The 16,679-nt window shown below is 66.4% G+C and carries 12 protein-coding genes; 10 read left to right on the top strand and 2 right to left on the bottom strand.

The genetic code is table 11. The features are described from left to right. The first annotated feature begins 122 nt into the window (after positions 1 to 122). Genes CupriaWKF_RS13130 through bamE form a run of 3 tightly spaced genes read left to right on the top strand, consistent with a single transcriptional unit; the run spans position 123 to position 6,698 of the window. Positions 123 to 1,949: an autotransporter assembly complex family protein gene (locus CupriaWKF_RS13130; RefSeq protein ID WP_276098294.1), complete on the top strand. Its 1,827-nt coding sequence runs from the start codon at positions 123 to 125 to the stop codon at positions 1,947 to 1,949. Beyond that, positions 1,949 to 6,106, top strand: a complete 4,158-nt coding sequence (locus tag CupriaWKF_RS13125) for a translocation/assembly module TamB domain-containing protein (RefSeq protein WP_276098293.1) — start codon at positions 1,949 to 1,951, stop codon at positions 6,104 to 6,106. Before CupriaWKF_RS13130 ends, CupriaWKF_RS13125 begins: the two co-directional genes overlap by 1 nt. Positions 6,107 to 6,149: 43 nt before the next feature. Further along, a complete protein-coding gene (gene bamE / locus CupriaWKF_RS13120; protein WP_276098292.1) occupies positions 6,150 to 6,698 on the top strand; it encodes an outer membrane protein assembly factor BamE in 549 nt (182 codons plus the stop codon). 72 nt (positions 6,699 to 6,770) lie between these two features. Here the strand turns inward: bamE and metG are convergent, their stop codons facing one another. Both metG and CupriaWKF_RS13110 read right to left on the bottom strand, forming a co-directional pair. Beyond that, complete coding sequence (gene metG, locus CupriaWKF_RS13115; RefSeq protein WP_276098291.1) at positions 6,771 to 8,825, bottom strand: methionine--tRNA ligase; 2,055 nt, start codon at positions 8,823 to 8,825, stop codon at positions 6,771 to 6,773. Positions 8,826 to 9,137: 312 nt separating this feature from the next. Continuing rightward, on the bottom strand, positions 9,138 to 9,776 hold the full coding sequence (locus CupriaWKF_RS13110) for an OmpA family protein (RefSeq protein WP_276098290.1): 639 nt from the start codon (positions 9,774 to 9,776) through the stop codon (positions 9,138 to 9,140). A gap of 292 nt (positions 9,777 to 10,068) precedes the next feature. On the opposite strand from CupriaWKF_RS13110, the gene CupriaWKF_RS13105 reads away from it, so the two are divergent. The 7 genes from CupriaWKF_RS13105 to CupriaWKF_RS13075 all read left to right on the top strand — a co-directional run bounded on the left by CupriaWKF_RS13105 (position 10,069) and on the right by CupriaWKF_RS13075 (position 16,647). After that, positions 10,069 to 11,121, top strand: coding sequence for a transposase (locus CupriaWKF_RS13105; protein WP_276098289.1), 1,053 nt, complete (start codon positions 10,069 to 10,071; stop codon positions 11,119 to 11,121). A gap of 73 nt (positions 11,122 to 11,194) precedes the next feature. After that, on the top strand, positions 11,195 to 12,283 hold the full coding sequence (gene apbC, locus CupriaWKF_RS13100; RefSeq protein WP_276098288.1) for an iron-sulfur cluster carrier protein ApbC: 1,089 nt from the start codon (positions 11,195 to 11,197) through the stop codon (positions 12,281 to 12,283). A gap of 10 nt (positions 12,284 to 12,293) precedes the next feature. Beyond that, on the top strand, positions 12,294 to 12,806 hold the full coding sequence (locus CupriaWKF_RS13095) for a DUF3305 domain-containing protein (RefSeq protein WP_276098287.1): 513 nt from the start codon (positions 12,294 to 12,296) through the stop codon (positions 12,804 to 12,806). Between the two features lie 12 nt (positions 12,807 to 12,818). Then, on the top strand, positions 12,819 to 13,373 hold the full coding sequence (locus tag CupriaWKF_RS13090) for a DUF3306 domain-containing protein (protein WP_276098285.1): 555 nt from the start codon (positions 12,819 to 12,821) through the stop codon (positions 13,371 to 13,373). Positions 13,374 to 13,473: 100 nt separating this feature from the next. Then, positions 13,474 to 15,633, top strand: coding sequence for a 4Fe-4S dicluster domain-containing protein (locus tag CupriaWKF_RS13085; RefSeq protein ID WP_276098284.1), 2,160 nt, complete (start codon positions 13,474 to 13,476; stop codon positions 15,631 to 15,633). 31 nt (positions 15,634 to 15,664) lie between these two features. After that, positions 15,665 to 16,297: a molecular chaperone TorD family protein gene (locus CupriaWKF_RS13080; protein WP_276098283.1), complete on the top strand. Its 633-nt coding sequence runs from the start codon at positions 15,665 to 15,667 to the stop codon at positions 16,295 to 16,297. 134 nt (positions 16,298 to 16,431) lie between these two features. Beyond that, positions 16,432 to 16,647 carry a formate dehydrogenase gene (locus CupriaWKF_RS13075; protein ID WP_276098282.1) on the top strand — a complete coding sequence of 72 codons (216 nt, stop codon included), beginning with the start codon at positions 16,432 to 16,434 and terminating at the stop codon, positions 16,645 to 16,647. Positions 16,648 to 16,679 lie beyond the last annotated feature (32 nt).

Genomic DNA, 16,679 nt, shown 5'->3' with positions numbered 1-16,679 from the left:
GGCTTGGCGGCCGGCATGCTTATGGCGGTATGTGGTTTCGGGCACGGGCGGGGGTGTGGTCAAATACCGACATTGCGTGCCGCGCGCACGCGCCATTCCGCCCGTCGGAGCAACACCAGCGAATGAGGACCGAACCGGCCCGCGTGGCGGCCACCCCAGACTGGAGTATCGGGCCGGATGCGCGGCGCCGGAGGCACGCGCGCCTGCGCGCGCTGCTCCTGCCTGCGCTGGCGGCGTGGCTGCTGCCGGCGCAGGCCGCCTACGAGGTCGAGGTAGAGGCACCCAAGCCTTTGCGCGAGATCCTGGAAAACCACCTCGACCTGTCCCGCTACAAGGACCGCACCGACCTGTCTCACGACCAGTTCGACTATATGGTCGAAACCGTGGGCGACCAGGTGCGGCAATTCGCTTCCACCGAGGGATATTTCGATCCCGTCACCACCACGCGACTGGAGGGCGAGGGCGACAAGCGCGTGGTGCACGTGATGGTCGACCCCGGCGCGCGCACGCTCATTCGCAACGTCGATATCAAGGTGGATGGGCCGGCGGCCACGCGTTCTCCCGAACAGGTGGCCGAGGTGCAGAAAAAGTGGGGCTTGCCCGCCGGGGAGCCGTTCCGGCAGGAAGCCTGGGACAAGGCCAAGGAAGATGCGCTGGTGGCGCTGCAGAGCCGGAGCTACTACGGGGCGCGGCTGGCCCAGTCCCGGGCGCTGATCGAGCCCGACGAACTGCGCGCGGACCTGTCGGCGCGCTATGACAGCGGGCCGGCGTACCTGCTGGGGCCGTTGCATGTCAGCGGCACGCGACGCTACCCCGCGCAGATCATCTACAACGTGAATCCGCTCAACGAAGGCGAGCCGTACCGCGTGGAGCGGCTGCTCGAGCTGCAGCGCGCGATCCAGAACCAGCCCTATTTCTCGAACGTGCAGGTCGAGCTGGTGCCGCCTGCCGGGCCGGCGGCCAACCCGCCTGAGGGCGTGATTACCGCGCCGGTCGAGGTCAAGGTGCGCGAGTATCCAGAACATCGGCTCAACGGCAGCGTCGGCTTCACGACCGATACCGGCGCGCAGGTCGGAGGCCGCTATTCCTACTACAACCTGTTCAACCGCGCCTGGGTGTTCGATTCCCAGGCCAGCATCGAGCAAAAACGCACCTACCTGTTCGCCGAAACCGCCATGCCGCCGGATCGGAGCACGTTCCGCAACAGCTTGTATGGCAGCTACGAACGCACCCTCGACCTCGAGAACACGGACACCACGAGCTGGCGTGCCGGCCTGAAGCGCTCGCGCTCGCGCGAGAAGTACGACATCACGCTGTCGCTGGACTTCTACTATGACAACCTGCTGCCGCAGAACCAGCCCGCGCAGATCAGCAAGGCACTGGTCCCGGCTTTCGCGTGGACGCGGCGCGATGTGGACAATCCCGTTTTTCCCCGGCGCGGCAACGTGATCAACACCCAACTCGGCGTGGCGGCCAAGGGGCTGCTCAGTGATGCCACGTTCTTCCGCGTGTACGGGCGCATCCGCCAGTACGTGCCGGTGGGCAACCGCGACTTGTTCATCGCGCGGCTGGAGCTTGGCGCCAACCTCACCAGCGCCGATTCCAGCAAGATCCCGGCCACGCTGCGCTTCCGCGCCGGCGGTACCGATTCCGTGCGCGGGTACAGCTACCAGTCGATCGGCACGGCAAGCGGCTCCAGCGTGCTGCCGGCCAAGTACCTGGCCACGACCGGGCTGGAGTACCAGTACTGGTTCAAGCCCGACTGGGGCATGGCGGTGTTCTGGGACGCCGGCACGGCCGCTGACGCGCTCAACGAGGTGAAGATCTTCAATGGCGTGGGCGTCGGCGCGCGCTGGCGCAGCCCGGTGGGACCGGTGCAGCTCGACATCGGCTACGGCATCCAGGACAAGCAGTTCCGTCCGCATATCTCGCTCGGAGTGGCGTTCTGATGAGCCTGGCCGACATGCCTTCCGTACCGGGCCGGGGCAACGACGGGCCGCCGCCTGACGCACCGCCGCCTCGCCGCCGGCGTTGGCGGCGTGTGCTGGCGTGGATCGCCGCGGGCCTGCTGGCCTTGCTGGTGGCGCTGGCTGCCGCCGGCGTGCTGGCGCTGCGCTCCGAGGCCGGCACGCGGCACCTGTGGGCGCTGGCCACGCGGCTATCGGCGGGGATGCTGTCTGGCAAGTATGAGGGCGGCACGCTGTTCCAGGGCCTGCGGCTGCGCGACGTGGTGTTCGCGAGCGGCGAAACGCGCGTCACGTTCGACCGGATCGACAGCAGCTGGAATATGGCGTGGTCGCCGCGACACTGGCATGTGGCGTGGCTGCGTATCGGCAAAGTGGACGTGCAACTGGGGCCGTCCGCCCCGAGCACGACGCCGGCAAAGATGCCGGCTTCGCTCGAACTGCCGCTGGCCATCGACATCGACGTGCTGACGCTGGAGCGGCTGGCCCTGCGCACCAGCCCGGCGCCAACGGCGCAGCCGATGATCTTCACGGGGCTGGCGGGCGCGCTGCATTCCGACGGGCTGCGGCATCGCCTCAGTGTCGACCGGCTCGAGACACCCTATGGCAAGCTGGCCGCCAACGCGCAGATCGCGGCGCAGGCCCCGTTTGCGCTCAACGTGCAAACCTTGCTCGAGGCAAGCTGGCAAAAGGAGGACTTTACGGTCAGCGCCAGCGCGCAGGGTTCGCTCGAGGCGTTGCGCGCCGAGCTTGAGGCCAACGGCGAGCGCATCCGCGCGCGCGCCAGCGCCGACGTGACGCCATACGGCAAGGTGCCGTTCACACACCTGCTGGTCGATGGCGAGCGCATCAACCCGCGGCTGTTCAGTCCGTCGGCGCCGCAGGCGAACCTGACGGTTCACGCCGAACTGCGGCCGGTCGACGCAACCGGTGCGCCGGCGAAGCCGCCGGCGCCGGCATCGGCGCCGGCATCGGCGCCGGCATCGGCGCCGGCATCGGTTCCGGCTTCAGGCCCGGCGGCACCTGCCCCGGCGGCGGCTCCGCTCACCGTCGCCGGCGACATCATGGTGCGCAACCTCGAAGCGGGCCGCATCGATGCTGGCAAACTGCCGGTGCAGTCCGTGCAGGCCCACGTGCAGCTCAACGAGAAGGCACAGGCCTTGCGCGATCTGCGCATCGCCCTGGCGGGCAAGGCCGAGATCACGGGCAGTGGCTCGCTGCAGGACGGCCGCGGTGCCTTCGACCTGGACGTGCGCGGCCTCAATCCCGCCGCCTTGCATGGCTCGCTGAACGAAGCCAGTTTGTCCGGCCCGCTGGCCGTTCGGCTGGACCGCGGCCGCCAGAGCGTGGCGCTGGACCTCAGCGGCGGCGAGCTCAAGCTCTTTGCCGATGCCAGCATGGACGAGGAAACACTGACGCTGTCGGCGCTGCGCGCAACCCTGGGCGCGGGGACGCTCACGGCCGACGGCAAGCTCGGCCTGAAGGACCGGCAGGCCTTCGAGTTCAAAGGCAAGCTGGCGGCGTTCGACCCGGCGCGCCTGGCCAAGGTCGCCAGCGGCCGCATCAACGCGGACTTCAGCACGACCGGCACACTGGTCAACGAGATTCGCGCCGCGGTGGATTTCACCGTGCGCGAGAGCGAGTACGCCGGCCTGCCGATGACCGGTGCGGGCAAGATCCGCCTGGCCGGCGAGCGCCTGCTGCCCAGCGAGGCCTCGCTCAGCATGGCCGGCAACCAGGTCGACCTGCGCGGCAGCTTCGGCGCGCGCGGCGACCGCCTGCATGTCGCCGTGGACGCGCCACAACTGGAGCGGCTGAAATTCGGCGTGGCGGGCAAGCTCAAGCTTGACGCGGACGTGAGCGGGACGATCAAGCGGCCCGAGATCGTGGGCGACTACAGTGCGCAGGCGCTGAAATTCGGACCACACAGCGTGGCGACGGCCAGCGGCCACGCCGAAGTTCGCGGCGGGCTCGACGGCACGTTGTCGGTCCAGCTCGCGGCGCGCGGCTACAAGGGGCCGCAGGCAAGCCTGAGTACGCTCGATGCCACGCTCAACGGCACCCAGGCCAGCCACGTTTTCGATGCCAAGGCTGCCGGCACGCTGCACCAGCGGCCGCTGCAGCTGGCGCTGTCCGGCCAGGGGGCGTGGAAGGGGCCGAAAGATGGCTGGCAAGGCACCATCCGCACGCTGGAGGAACGCAGCACCGTCAACGTGAAGCTGGCCGCGCCGGCGCAACTCATGGTGGCCGATCAACGGCTGCGGCTCGGCGCCACGCGCCTGCTGCTCGACCGCGCCGTGCTGCAGGTCGACAGCCTGGATTGGGACCACGGCCGCATCCGCACGCAGGGCCATCTGGATGGCATGCAGGTCGGCCATGTGCTGGAGCTCGTCGAAACCGTGACCGGTGAGAAGCCGCCGATGCGTTCGGACCTCGTGCTCGACGGCCGCTGGAACCTGACACTCGCGGAAACCGCGGCAGGGTTTGCCGAAATCCGCCGCCGCAGCGGCGATATGTCGGTCAATGCGGGGCGTGGCTTCACGTTGCTGGGGCTCGGCGAGACCTCGCTGCGCGCCGACATCGCCGGCAATCGCATCACGCTGCGCGGGGGCACCGTGGCCGAGCGCATCGGCAAGGTGGCGGTCGATGTCTCGGCGGGACTGGTGCCGGACCAGGGCCTGCTCACCGTAGGGCCGGCCTCGACGCTGGGCGGCACGGTGCGGCTCGATGTGCCGCGGCTGAAGTCTCTGGAAGCGCTGAGCGGGCCGCAGTATGCCTTCGAAGGCAAGCTCGCGGCCGCGCTGCGGCTCTCCGGCACGGTCGGCGCGCCCGTGCTGGCCGGCACGGTCGACGGCGACAGCATTGCGCTGACGATGTATGACCTGGGCATCCGTCTGACCGACGGTACCGTTCGCATCGTGCTGGATCAGAACACGGTGGAACTGAAGCAGGTAGTGTTCCACGGCGGCGACGGCAAGGTCACCGCCACCGGCAACGTCAAGCTGGGCGAAGCCGATCCGAACCTGACGGCCAGCATCGTCGCCGACAAGCTGCAGCTGTTCGCCAGCCCCGAACGCACGCTGATCCTGTCGGGCAACGCGACCATCGGCAATGAAAACCGCCAGATGGTGATCCGCGGCAAGTTCCGCGTTGACCGCGGCCTGTTCGATTTGCCGAAGGCGGGAGCCCCGGTGCTCGGCGACGACGTCGTGGTGGTGCGCCGCAAGGACCAGCGCGAACTGAAGACGGCGGCCACGCCGGCGCCGGAGACCAAGCCCGCAAGCAAGTTCAGCCCGCTGATCGAGGTCACGGTGGATCTCGGCAACGACTTCCGCTTCCGCGGCGCCGGCGCAGATATCGAACTGGCCGGGCAGATGACGGTGCGCAGCGAGCCGCTCTCGCCGCTGAAGGCCACGGGCACCGTGCGCGTGACCGAGGGCACTTACGAGGCCTTCGGCCGCAAGCTGAACATCGAACGCGGTACCCTCAACTTCAACGGCCCGATCGACAATCCGAACATGTTCATCCGCGCGATGCGCCGCGGCCAGGAAGTCGAAGCCGGCGTGGAGGTGACCGGCACGGTGCGGCTGCCGCGCGTGCGGCTGGTATCCGAGCCCAATGTGCCGGAGGAAGACAAGCTGTCGTGGCTGATGTTCGGCTATGGTGCGGAAAGCGCCGCGGCGGGCCAGCAGAAGCAGCTCGGCGGCGCGGCACTGGGTGGTGCCGCGCTCGGCATGATCGGCGGCAAGGCGGGGAAGGGCGTCGTGCAGCATTTCGGCCTCGACGAATTCTCCATCGGCCCGTCCACGGCCGGCCTGAATGACCAGCAGGTGGTGAGCGTGGGCAAGGCCGTGACCGAGAAGCTCTCGGTCGGTTACGAGCAGAGCCTGACGTCGGCTTCCAACGTGGTCAAGCTGACCTGGGCGTTCTCGCGCCGCTGGTCGCTGATCGCCAAGGGCGGATCCATCAATGGTCTGTCGGTTTTGTTCAACCGCCGCTTCGATAACTGGGGCATCCTGTTCTCGGGGGCTTCGAATCGCAGCGGCACCACAAGGAGCCAGGAGGATGGCAACCCGGAATCCGATAGTGAAAGCGCGGCACAGGCTGCATCGGCTGCCGCCGCAGAGCCGGTCAAGCGCTGACCGTCACCCGCCAACTTTTGCGTCGCCGCGACGCCTTGCCGCCATGGGCCTGTTCGCTTCCTTGCTCGCGTTGTTCGGCTGCGACCAGCAGAAGGTCGATGAAGCCATGAAGAAGGCCGGCGACACCGCTCGCGCAACGTGGAACTCGGTCAAGCCGGATAGCCAGTTGTTCAAGGGCATCGAGCCGGGGCAGTCCACCGAGGCTGACGTGCTGCGCCAGGCCGGCAAGCCGGAGACCACCTGGGAAGAAGAGAGCGGCGCGCGGCGGCTGGAATATCCGCGTGGGCCGGAGGGAGCTACCACGTGGATGGTGACGATCGATGCCGACGGCAAGGTCGCCCGCATCGAGCAGGTCCTGACCGCGGAAAATTTCACCCGGGTGCGGCCTGGCATGAACCAGGACCAGGTCAGGCGCATGCTGGGCAAGCCGACCAAGGTCGAGAAGTTTTCGCTGAAGAAGGAGGAGGTGTGGGGCTACCGGTGGTGGGAGTCGTCGCAGGAGAAGGCCTTTTTCAATGTGCACTTCAGTCCTGATGGCATGGTTACGACGACGTCGCGGAGCGAGGATCCTTCCCGCATGGGGGGAGGCTGATCGCCCTGCGGCGATAAAAAAAAGGCGGCTGCCCGAGGGCGCCGCCGTTTTGCATGCTGCCGTGATGCAAGGTCAGCCAATCCGCATGCCAGGCACCGCGCCGCTATGCGGCTCCAGGATATAAAGCCCCGGATTGGCCTTCTCATCCGCCGCCGAAGCCGCCAGCACCATCCCTTCGGATACCCCGAACTTCATCTTGCGCGGCGCCAGGTTGGCGACCACCACGGTCAGCTTGCCCACGAGCTGTTCCGGCGAGTAGGCCGACTGGATACCCGAGAACACATTGCGCGTGCGGCCCTCGCCAAGGTCGAGCGTGAGCTGCAGCAGCTTGCTGGAGCCTTCGACCTTCTGGCATTCGACGATCTTGGCGACCCGCAGGTCGATCTTGGCGAAGTCGTCGATCGTGATGGTGTCGGCGATCGGCTCGATCGATGCGGCTGCGGCCGGCGCCGTGGCCTGCAGGGACTCGCGGTTGGCTGCCAGCAGCGCGTCGATCTGCTTCGCATCGACACGGGTCATCAGGTGCTGGTACGGCTGCACCGGGCTCGCGGCCGACAACTGCTTGTCGATGGCGCGCCAGTCCAGCGGCTCGACATTGAGGAATCGCTCCACGCCGGCGGCCATCGTCGGCACCACCGGCTTCAGGTAGACCGTCAGCAGGCGGAAGGCTTCGAGCGACACCGAGCACGCGGCGTGCAGCGCCGGGCGCTTGGCCTCGTCCTTGGCCAGTTCCCAGGGCTTTTCGGTATCGACGAAAGCGTTGACGGCGTCGGTCAGTTCCATCACCTGGCGCAGCGCCTTGCTGTACTCGCGCGCTTCATACAGGTGGGCGATCTGCGGGGCGGCCTGGCGCAGCTGCTCCAGCAGCGGATGGGCCAGCGCGCCCTCGTCGACCTTGCCCTCGAAACGCTTGACCAGGAAGCCCGCGGCGCGGCTGGCGATGTTGACGTACTTGCCGATCAGGTCGCTGTTGACCCGGGCGATGAAGTCGTCCAGGTTCAGGTCCAGGTCTTCCATGCTCGCATTGAGCTTGGCGGCGAAGTAGTAGCGCAGCCATTCCGGGTTCATGCCGGTGTCGACATAGCTCTGCGCGGTGATGAAGGTGCCGCGCGACTTGCTCATCTTGGCGCCGTCCACCGTCAGGAAGCCGTGCGCGAACACGTTGGTCGGCGTGCGGTAGCCCGAGAAGCGCAGCATGGCCGGCCAGAACAGCGTGTGGAAGTACAGGATGTCCTTGCCGATGAAGTGGTACTGCTCGGCCGTGGAGTGCGGGCCGACCCAGGCGTCGAAGTCGATGCCCTTCTTCTCGGCCAGGTTCTTGAAGCTCGCGTAGTAGCCGATCGGCGCGTCCAGCCACACGTAGAAGTACTTGCCCGGCGCGCCCGGGATCTCGAAGCCGAAGTAGGGCGCGTCGCGCGAGATGTCCCAGTCCGACAGGGTCGAGGCTTCGCCTTCGCTGCCCAGCCATTCCTGCATCTTGTTGGCGGCTTCGGGCTGCGCCAGGTCGGCCACCCACTCGCGCAGGAAGGTCTCGCAGCGGGGGTCGGACAGCTTGAAGAAGAAGTGCGTGGACGACTTGCGCACCGGGGTGGCGCCGGAGACTACCGAGTACGGGTTCTTCAGGTCGGTCGGCACGTATGTCGTGCCGCAGACCTCACACGAGTCGCCGTACTGGTCCTTGGCGCCGCACTTCGGGCACTCGCCCTTGATGAAGCGGTCCGGCAGGAACATGTTCTTGACCGGGTCATAAAACTGCTCGACCTCGCGCTCGGCGATCAGGTCGTCGGCCTTCAAGGCCAGGTAGATCTTCTCGCACAGCTCGCGGTTTTCCTCGGCGTCGGTGCTGTAGTAGTTGTCGAACGACACCAGGAAGCTGTCGAAGTCGCGCTTGTGCTCGGTCCAGACGCGGTCGATCAGCTGCTTCGGCGTAATGCCTTCCTTCTCGGCACGCAACATGACCGGCGTGCCGTGGGTGTCGTCGGCGCCGACGTAGTAAACCTCGTTGCCCATCATGCGCTGGAAACGCACCCAGATGTCGGTCTGGATGTATTCCACCAGGTGGCCGATATGAATCTGGCCGTTGGCATATGGCAGGGCAGATGTGACGAGGATACGACGTGCGGTCATGGAAAAGAGCCGGTGGGGATGACGGGGGGAAGCAATCGAAGCAGCAGCCGCGGCGGAGCCAGGCGCCAACTGCGAAAGGGCTATTTTAGCAAGCACCGCGGAGCGCGGCCGGTATTGCCGCATGGTGAAAACTCGGAAACCCATTGAGTGACGTAACGGGCACTCATTTTGCTGAAGCAAAAAAAAGCGCCGGTTAGAGCCGGCGCAGCTTTCCACAACGGAAAAGGAGGAGAAATCAGGTACCGCCCGGGAGGTCAGCCACCCATCGCGAGCCAGCAACGGTGGCAAGCGGTACCTGTCTCTATGACTAGGTCACCCTTGAATTGGTTTCAAAAAAATTTCGACACGGCGATTTTGTGTCCGGCCGGCCTCGGTGGCGTTGTCCGCCACCGGTTGGGTCTGGCCCCGGCCCTCGGCCGACAGGCGGTTGCGCGAGACTCCGCGGTCACCCAGGTAGCTGGCGACGCTCTGGGCGCGGCGCTGCGAGAGCTGCATGTTGTATTGCGCGTTGCCGGTGCTGTCGGTATGGCCGACGACATTGGCGCTCACGTCCTGGTGCTGGCCCAGCGTCTGGGCCACCTGGTCGAGTACCGAGCGGAACGACGGCTTGATCGTGGCGCTGTCGGTGTCGAAGGTGACCTGGCTCGGGATATTGACCTTGAGCGAGCCATCCGGCTGCTCGGTGATCTGGGTGCCGGTGCCGGCCGTGTCCTTGTTCAGCTTGCCGCGGATGGCGTTCCAGTTGTAGCCGGTGGCGCCGCCAATGGCACCGCCCACCGCCGCGCCGACCAGCGTGCCAGTGGTGTTGCCGCCGATCAGATTGCCCAGTCCCGCACCCACTGCAGCACCCACGCCGGTCCCGACGGCCGTGTGAGTCTGTTGTTCGGTGGCGCAGCCGGCAGCCAGGAGGGTGGCCGCGGCGAGCGAGACGGTGGCGAACTTGAATTTCATGCTTTCTCCTTCTGATATCCCGTAGAAGTTCTTTTTGCTGCTGCAACGTAAATGGTAACGCCGTTTAGTAGCGGCCAGTGCACGTGCCGTGCCGCCGCGCCGCAGGCAAGCGGGCACGACGGGGCCTTGTGCAACACTGGGGCACTACAATATGGATATGGCGGCGCGTGCACAAGTGCAAGCTTGTGAGATTTGTAAATGTCTGTAATCCCACATGGCAGGCAAGGGTTTGTACGCCAATTCACGGTCCTGATGGCCGCCGTCAGCTAGCACTCCCACGTTAGAATTAGGCATGATTCTTGTTTACCGCTACCGGGTGAAGTCGCTCAACGGCCTGCTCAACAAGCAGAGCCGAGCGGTGAACTACGTCTGGAACTTCTGCAACGACACGCAGAAGCACGCGCTCAAATGGGGTAAGAAGTGGCCGAGCGGGTTCGATCTGAACGTGCTGACCACCGGTAGCAGCAAGGAACTCCGCATCCATTCCGGCACGATCAACGCGACGTGCGAGCAGTACGCAAAATCGCGCAGCCAGCATCGCCGGCCTTACCTGCGATACCGTGGCAGGAAGTGCCTTGGATGGGTGCCCCTGAAGGGCCGCGATCTGAAGCGAGAGGGCGAGGCGTTTCGCTTTGCCGGGAATACCTTTCGCGTGTTCAACAGCCGCCCGTTGCCCGAAGGTAGGATCAAGGACGGCACAAACTTCGCGCAGGATTCGCGCGGAAACTGGTTTCTCAACATCGTGATAGTGGTTGCTGATGTGCCGGCACGCCCGCTCCAAGCTGGCGTCGGCATCGACCTTGGCTTGAAGGACTTCGCAACGCTCTCGACCGGCGAGAAACTCTCCAATGACCGGTTTGGTCGGCATGCCGCCGAAAGACTGGCGAAGGCGCAGCGTGCGCGAAAGCACAAGCGGCATATTGCCAAGTTGCATGCCAAGGTGGCGAATGCCCGTGCCGACTTCCAGCACAAGCTCGCGCTCGATCTCGTCCGGCGCTTCGATTACATCGCAGTCGGCAACGTGTCGGCTTTAAAACTCGCCAAGACCAAGATGGCGAAGAGCGTCTACGACGCATCCTGGTCGTCCTTCCGGGACAAGCTCCGCTACAAAGCGATTGCGCACGGGGCCAAGTTTGAGGAAGTGAACGAAAGCGGTTCTACCCAGTCCTGTTCGGCGTGCGGCTCGAAAGACAGCACGACGCGGCCGAAAGGTATCGCAGGACTGCGAATAAGAGAGTGGACCTGTAGTAGCTGTGGTGTCGTGCATGACCGTGATACCAATGCTGCGCTGAACATTCTCCGATGCGGACGTGCATCGCCAGCTGTGGGAATCCCCTGCCGTTAGGCAGGGGAGGACGCCAAACTTTGATACATTAGCCCTCCCCCTCCCCAACCCTCTACAAAAAGCGGAGTTTGTCTTGAGCCTCAGCACTGAACAGGTCACAGAAGTCCTGCGCACGGTCATCGACCCCAACACGGGCAAGGATTTGGTGTCCACCCGCTCGGCCAGGAACGTCCGCGTCGACGGCGGCGATGTGTCGCTGGAGGTGGAACTGGGCTATCCGGGCAAGAGCCAGTTCGATCCGATTCGCAAGCTGGTCGTTGCTGCGGTGCGGCAATTGCCCGGCGTCAGCAACGTGAGCGTCAGCGTCAGCATGAAGATCGTCGCCCACGCGGTGCAGCGCGGCGTCAAGCTGCTGCCGGGGGTGAAGAACGTGATCGCCGTTGCCTCGGGCAAGGGCGGTGTCGGCAAATCCACCACGGCGGTCAACCTGGCGCTGGCCCTGGCGGCGGAAGGCGCGCGCGTCGGCATGCTCGACGCGGACATCTATGGTCCCAGCCTGCCGATGATGCTGGGCATCGACGGCCGTCCCGAATCGTCCGACGGCCAGACCATGGAGCCGCTGGAAGGCCACGGCGTGCAGGCCAACTCGATCGGTTTCCTGATCGAGCAGGACAACCCGATGGTATGGCGCGGCCCGATGGTCACGTCGGCCCTGGAGCAGCTGCTGCGCCAGACCAACTGGCACGACCTCGATTACCTGATCGTCGACATGCCGCCCGGCACGGGCGACATCCAGCTCACGCTGTCGCAGAAGGTGCCCGTGACCGGCGCGGTGATCGTGACCACGCCGCAGGACATCGCGCTGCTGGACGCCAAGAAGGGCCTGAAGATGTTCGAGAAGGTGGGCATCCCCATTCTTGGCATCGTCGAGAACATGGCGGTGTACTGCTGCCCGAACTGCGGCCATGTCGAGCATATCTTCGGCCACGGTGGCGGCGAGAAGATGTGCGCCGACTACGGCGTCGAGCTGCTGGGCAGCCTGCCGCTGAACCTGTCGATCCGCGAGCAGGCGGATTCGGGCCGTCCGACCGTGGTTTCCGATCCCGACAGCCCAGTGGCGGAACTGTATCGCGGCATCGCACGCAAGGTGGCCATCAAGGTGGCCGACAAGGCGCGCGACATGACCAGCAAGTTCCCCAGCATCGTGGTGCAGAACACCTGAGGCCAACGCCATGGACACGCCCGCGCCGCAAGCCCGCCCCGCCGTCACGATGGCGGTGGTCATGCGCAAGGTGGCGCTGGCGAGCCGCTGGCAGCCCTGGAAATGGGAGCTCGACGCGGTCTGGCCGGACCTGGGCGAGTTCGGCACCGCCCCCATGTGCCTGGCACAGGACGAGCACGGCGCGCGCTGGCTCTATCCGGGCTTCGAGGTCGTGCTGTTCCATGACCAGGGCGAAGGCTACTACCTCAACCTCACCTCGACGCAGCCCTGCTGGTTCGTGCACTGGCGCATGCAGGAAGATGTTCCCGCGGACGAGGCGCGGCCGGTGCCCGTCACCGTCTCCCTGTCCTACAACGAGGCGGGGCGCTGGCTCGATGCCGGCGAAACCGTCGAGAACGTGCCGCTTGCCGCCGACCAGCGCGAATGGCTGCAGGCCTACGTCGACCAGAACTATCGTCCCGAACCCAAGCAGCGCCGCCGGCCCGAGTCGTTCAAGGCGCCGCAGGATCGCGCACGCTACTGACGGCTGCCAGCCATGAGCGACTCGTCCTTCCTGTCACGCTGGTCGCGCCGCAAGGCAACGGTGCGGGACGGCGGTACCGTGCCGGACGAGGCGCCGGTTCCCGATCCCGTTCCTCCCGCACCGTTGCCCGCAACCGGTGCTCAGGCTTCTGCAACGGCCGCAGAAGCGCCGGTGGACTTTCCCACCATGGCGGACGTGGCGCGGCTTCGGCCGGGTGACAATATCGCGCGCTTTGTCGCGCGCGGCGTGGATGAAGGCGTCAAGCGCGCCGCGCTCAAGACCTTGTTTGCCGACCCGCACTTCAATGTGATGGACGGGCTCGACACTTACATCGACGACTACGGCAAGCCGGACCCCATTCCATTGGATGTGTTGCGTCGCCTGCGGCAGTCCGAGGCGCTGGGGTTATTCGACCCCGCGGATGCACCGGAGCCGACGGAGTCGGCGGCGTTGCCGGAAGGCGCCGCGCAGGCTGCGCCGGCCTTGTCCGACGAAGGACAGGACGATGCCGGGGTGCCCGAAGCACCCGCCCATGTGACTGAGCCGTACCCGGACAAACACGCGTAGCTTCCCGCATACACCGGTCCTACAATAGGACTCCCTCACAAATTCCCGGCCTGCAGACTCTCGCAAGAAAGGGCGCCCGGGCCGGTCAGCCGCATTCGCCATGCCGACGCTGATCTGCAATTGCAATGACACCATGCCGCTTGACGGGGCGGCGCTGTCGCAAGCCAGTGGGACGCCGCTGAAGGTACACCGCCTGCTGTGCCGCAGGGAAATCGGTGATTTCACCGCTGCGCTCGATGGTACCGATGACGTGATCGTCGCCTGCACGCAAGAGCAGCACCTGTTCGCGGAGATCGCGGCCGAGGCCGCGCGCGGCACCGATGGCCGCACCGTGGTGATCGCTCCCGTGCGTTTCGTGAACATCCGCGAGACCGGAGGCTGGTCCCAGGGCGCGAAGCGCGATCCCAGGACCGCCAACGCCAAGATCGCGGCATTGCTGGCCGTGGCCGCACTGCCGGAGCCGGAGCCCGTGCCCGTGGTGGACTACCGCTCCGAAGGCACCGTGCTCGTGATGGGGCCCGCCGACCGTGCCTTGCCCTGGGCCGAGCGGCTCGCGGCCATGTCGCTGGAAGTCACCGTGCTGCTGCCCGCCGGTGCGCCACATCGCCGGGTGGCGCCCGCAATTGTTCCCGCGCAGCGGGCCTACCCCGTACACAGCGGTACGCTGCAAGCATTGACCGGCTGGCTCGGCGCGTTTGCCGCGACCTGGGAGACCGGTGCGGGCCGCAGCAATCCCATCGATCTGGATCTCTGCACGCGATGCAATGCCTGCATCGAAGCCTGCCCGGAACAGGCGATCGACTTCAGCTACCAGATCGACATGGACCGTTGCCGCGCGCACCGCGATTGCGTGCGGGCATGCGGCGCGGCTGCCGCGATTGATTTCGATCGGCCGGCAGCAACCGCCGAGGCACGTTTCGACCTGGTCTTCGATCTCAACGACGCGCCGGCCTTCACCATGCACCAGCCGCCGCAAGGCTACCTGCATGCCGGCGCTGATGCGCTGCGCCAGCAGCAACAGGCACTGGCCCTGACACAGCTCGTCGGCGAGTTCGAGAAGCCGAAATTCTTCCGCTACAAGGAAAGCCTGTGCGCCCACGGCCGCAACCAGACCACGGGGTGCACCGCCTGCATCGACATCTGCTCGACGCAGGCGATCCGCTCGCAGTGGCATGACGGCAAGGGACGCATCGAGGTCACGCCCAATCTCTGCATGGGCTGCGGCGCGTGTACCACGGTCTGCCCGAGCGGGGCGATCAGCTATGCCTATCCGGGCCCGGAGATGCTGGGCATGCGCCTGCGCACGCTGCTGTCGGCCTACCGGTCGGCGGGCGGGCGCGACGCCGTGGTGTTGCTGCACGGCGATGCCTCCGGCACGCCGGCCATCCTGGCCCTGGGCCGCGCGGCGCGTGCCGGGCAGGCGCAAGGCGTACCTCCGAACGTGATGCCGGTGCCGCTGTTTCATCCGGCCGCCGCGGGGCTGGAGCTCTGGCTTGCGGCGCTGTGCTGGGGCGCGGCGCGCGTGGCGGTGTTGCTGACCGGCGACGAGGCGCCGCAGTACCGCACCGCGTTGATCGAGCAGATCAATGTGGCGTGCTCGCTGCTGGCCGGGCTCGGCTACGACGGCGCCACAGTGTCGCTGGTCGAGGCGGGCGACGCCGCGTCGCTGGACGCGGGGCTTGCCGCGCTGCGCCCGGCGCTGCGCGAATTGCCGCCGGCGCCGTTCGGTGCCGTGGCCGCCAAGCGCGAGATGCTCGAGTTCGTGCTGGACCACCTCGCGCGCCACGCGCCGGTTCCGGCCGACATCGTGCCGCTTCCGGCGGCGGCGCCGATCGGGGCCGTGGCGGTGGACACCGCTGCCTGCACGCTCTGCATGGCCTGCGTGGGCGCGTGCCCGACCCAGGCGCTGCGCGACAATCCGGAGCGCCCGGTGCTTGGCTTTCTCGAGCGCAACTGCGTGCAATGTGGCCTGTGCGAGAAGACCTGCCCCGAGAACGCGATCACGCTCGTCCCGCGCCTGCTGGCCGGTGATGCGGCGCGGCGCACCGTCACGCTCAACGAGTCGCAGCCGTTCCATTGCGTGCGCTGTGGCAAGCCGTTCGGCACCGCGCAGATGGTGGAGTCGATGCTGGTCCGCCTGGCCGGGCACCCCGCCTTTGCCGGTGCTGCCGCCGAGCGCCTGAAGATGTGCCCCGATTGCCGCGTGATCGACATGATGGAGCGCGATCCCGGAGCGGTCAGCGGTGCCACGCTGCGGTAAGCGCTTCCGCCCAGACAAAGAACATCACGATATGACAGATTTCCAGCCCATCCAGCTGACACCCCCTGCGCACGCCGACGATGCCGAGGACATTGCCCGTGCCGATCTTTATGGTCTCCTGGCCACGCTGTTCTACCGGGCGCCGGACGCGGCGCTGCTTCATCACATCGCCGCCAACCGCGCACCGGACGACGATTCGGACACGGTATTGGGTCGAGCATGGAATATCTTGTGCGATGCGGCATCGGCCACGACCGAGGCCGAGACGGCTGACGAGTATCGTGAACTGTTCCTCGGTGTGGGCCGCCAGGAGGTCTTCCTGTATGGGTCCTACTACCTGACCGGCTTCCTGAACGAACGCCCGCTGGTGGCCTTGCGCGATGACCTGGACCGCTACGGGCTGGTGCGGCATGACGATGTCAGCGAGACCGAGGACCACGTGGCGACGCTGTGCGAGGTGATGCGCTTCCTGGTTGCCGGCGAGGATATCGCCATTTCCAATCTGGGCGAACAGCAGCGCTTCTACGCGCGGCACATGCAGCCCTGGATCGGAAAATTGTGCGATGCACTAAGCAGCCATCCACAAGCGCGCTTCTATCGCAGCGTTGCCGGACTGATGCAGGCCTTCGCGGAGGTCGAGGCCGTGGCACTCGAGATGCATTGAATACATCGCCCTCGCATATAGGGATTAACCCGGGATCGGCATGGTCTTTCAGCCAGGTTGCACCTAGAATATGCATAACAACGCATAACGGCTGAATCATCGGCGCGCCAACGCCGAACCGAGGAGTGCCTTACATGAGAGAGAAGCAACCCAGGGTCGCACGCCGCACGTTTCTCGCGGGCGCTGGAGTTGTCGCTGCGGCCGCCGGCGCAGCGTCGCTGACCGCGCGCGGTCCTGCCGCGCCCGTCGGGAGTGCCGTCATTCCCGAGCCCGCCGACGTACCGTCGGACAGCAAGGGCTATCGCGTTTCCGAACACATTCGCAAGTACTACCGCACCACGCTGGTGTGAGCATGCCGGCGGGCCGGCATGCGCGGCCCCGC

Source organism: Cupriavidus sp. WKF15, assembly GCF_029278605.1.
In the GTDB taxonomy this organism is placed as follows: Bacteria; Pseudomonadota; Gammaproteobacteria; order Burkholderiales; family Burkholderiaceae; genus Cupriavidus.
This window is presented reverse-complemented; position numbering and strand designations above follow the sequence as displayed.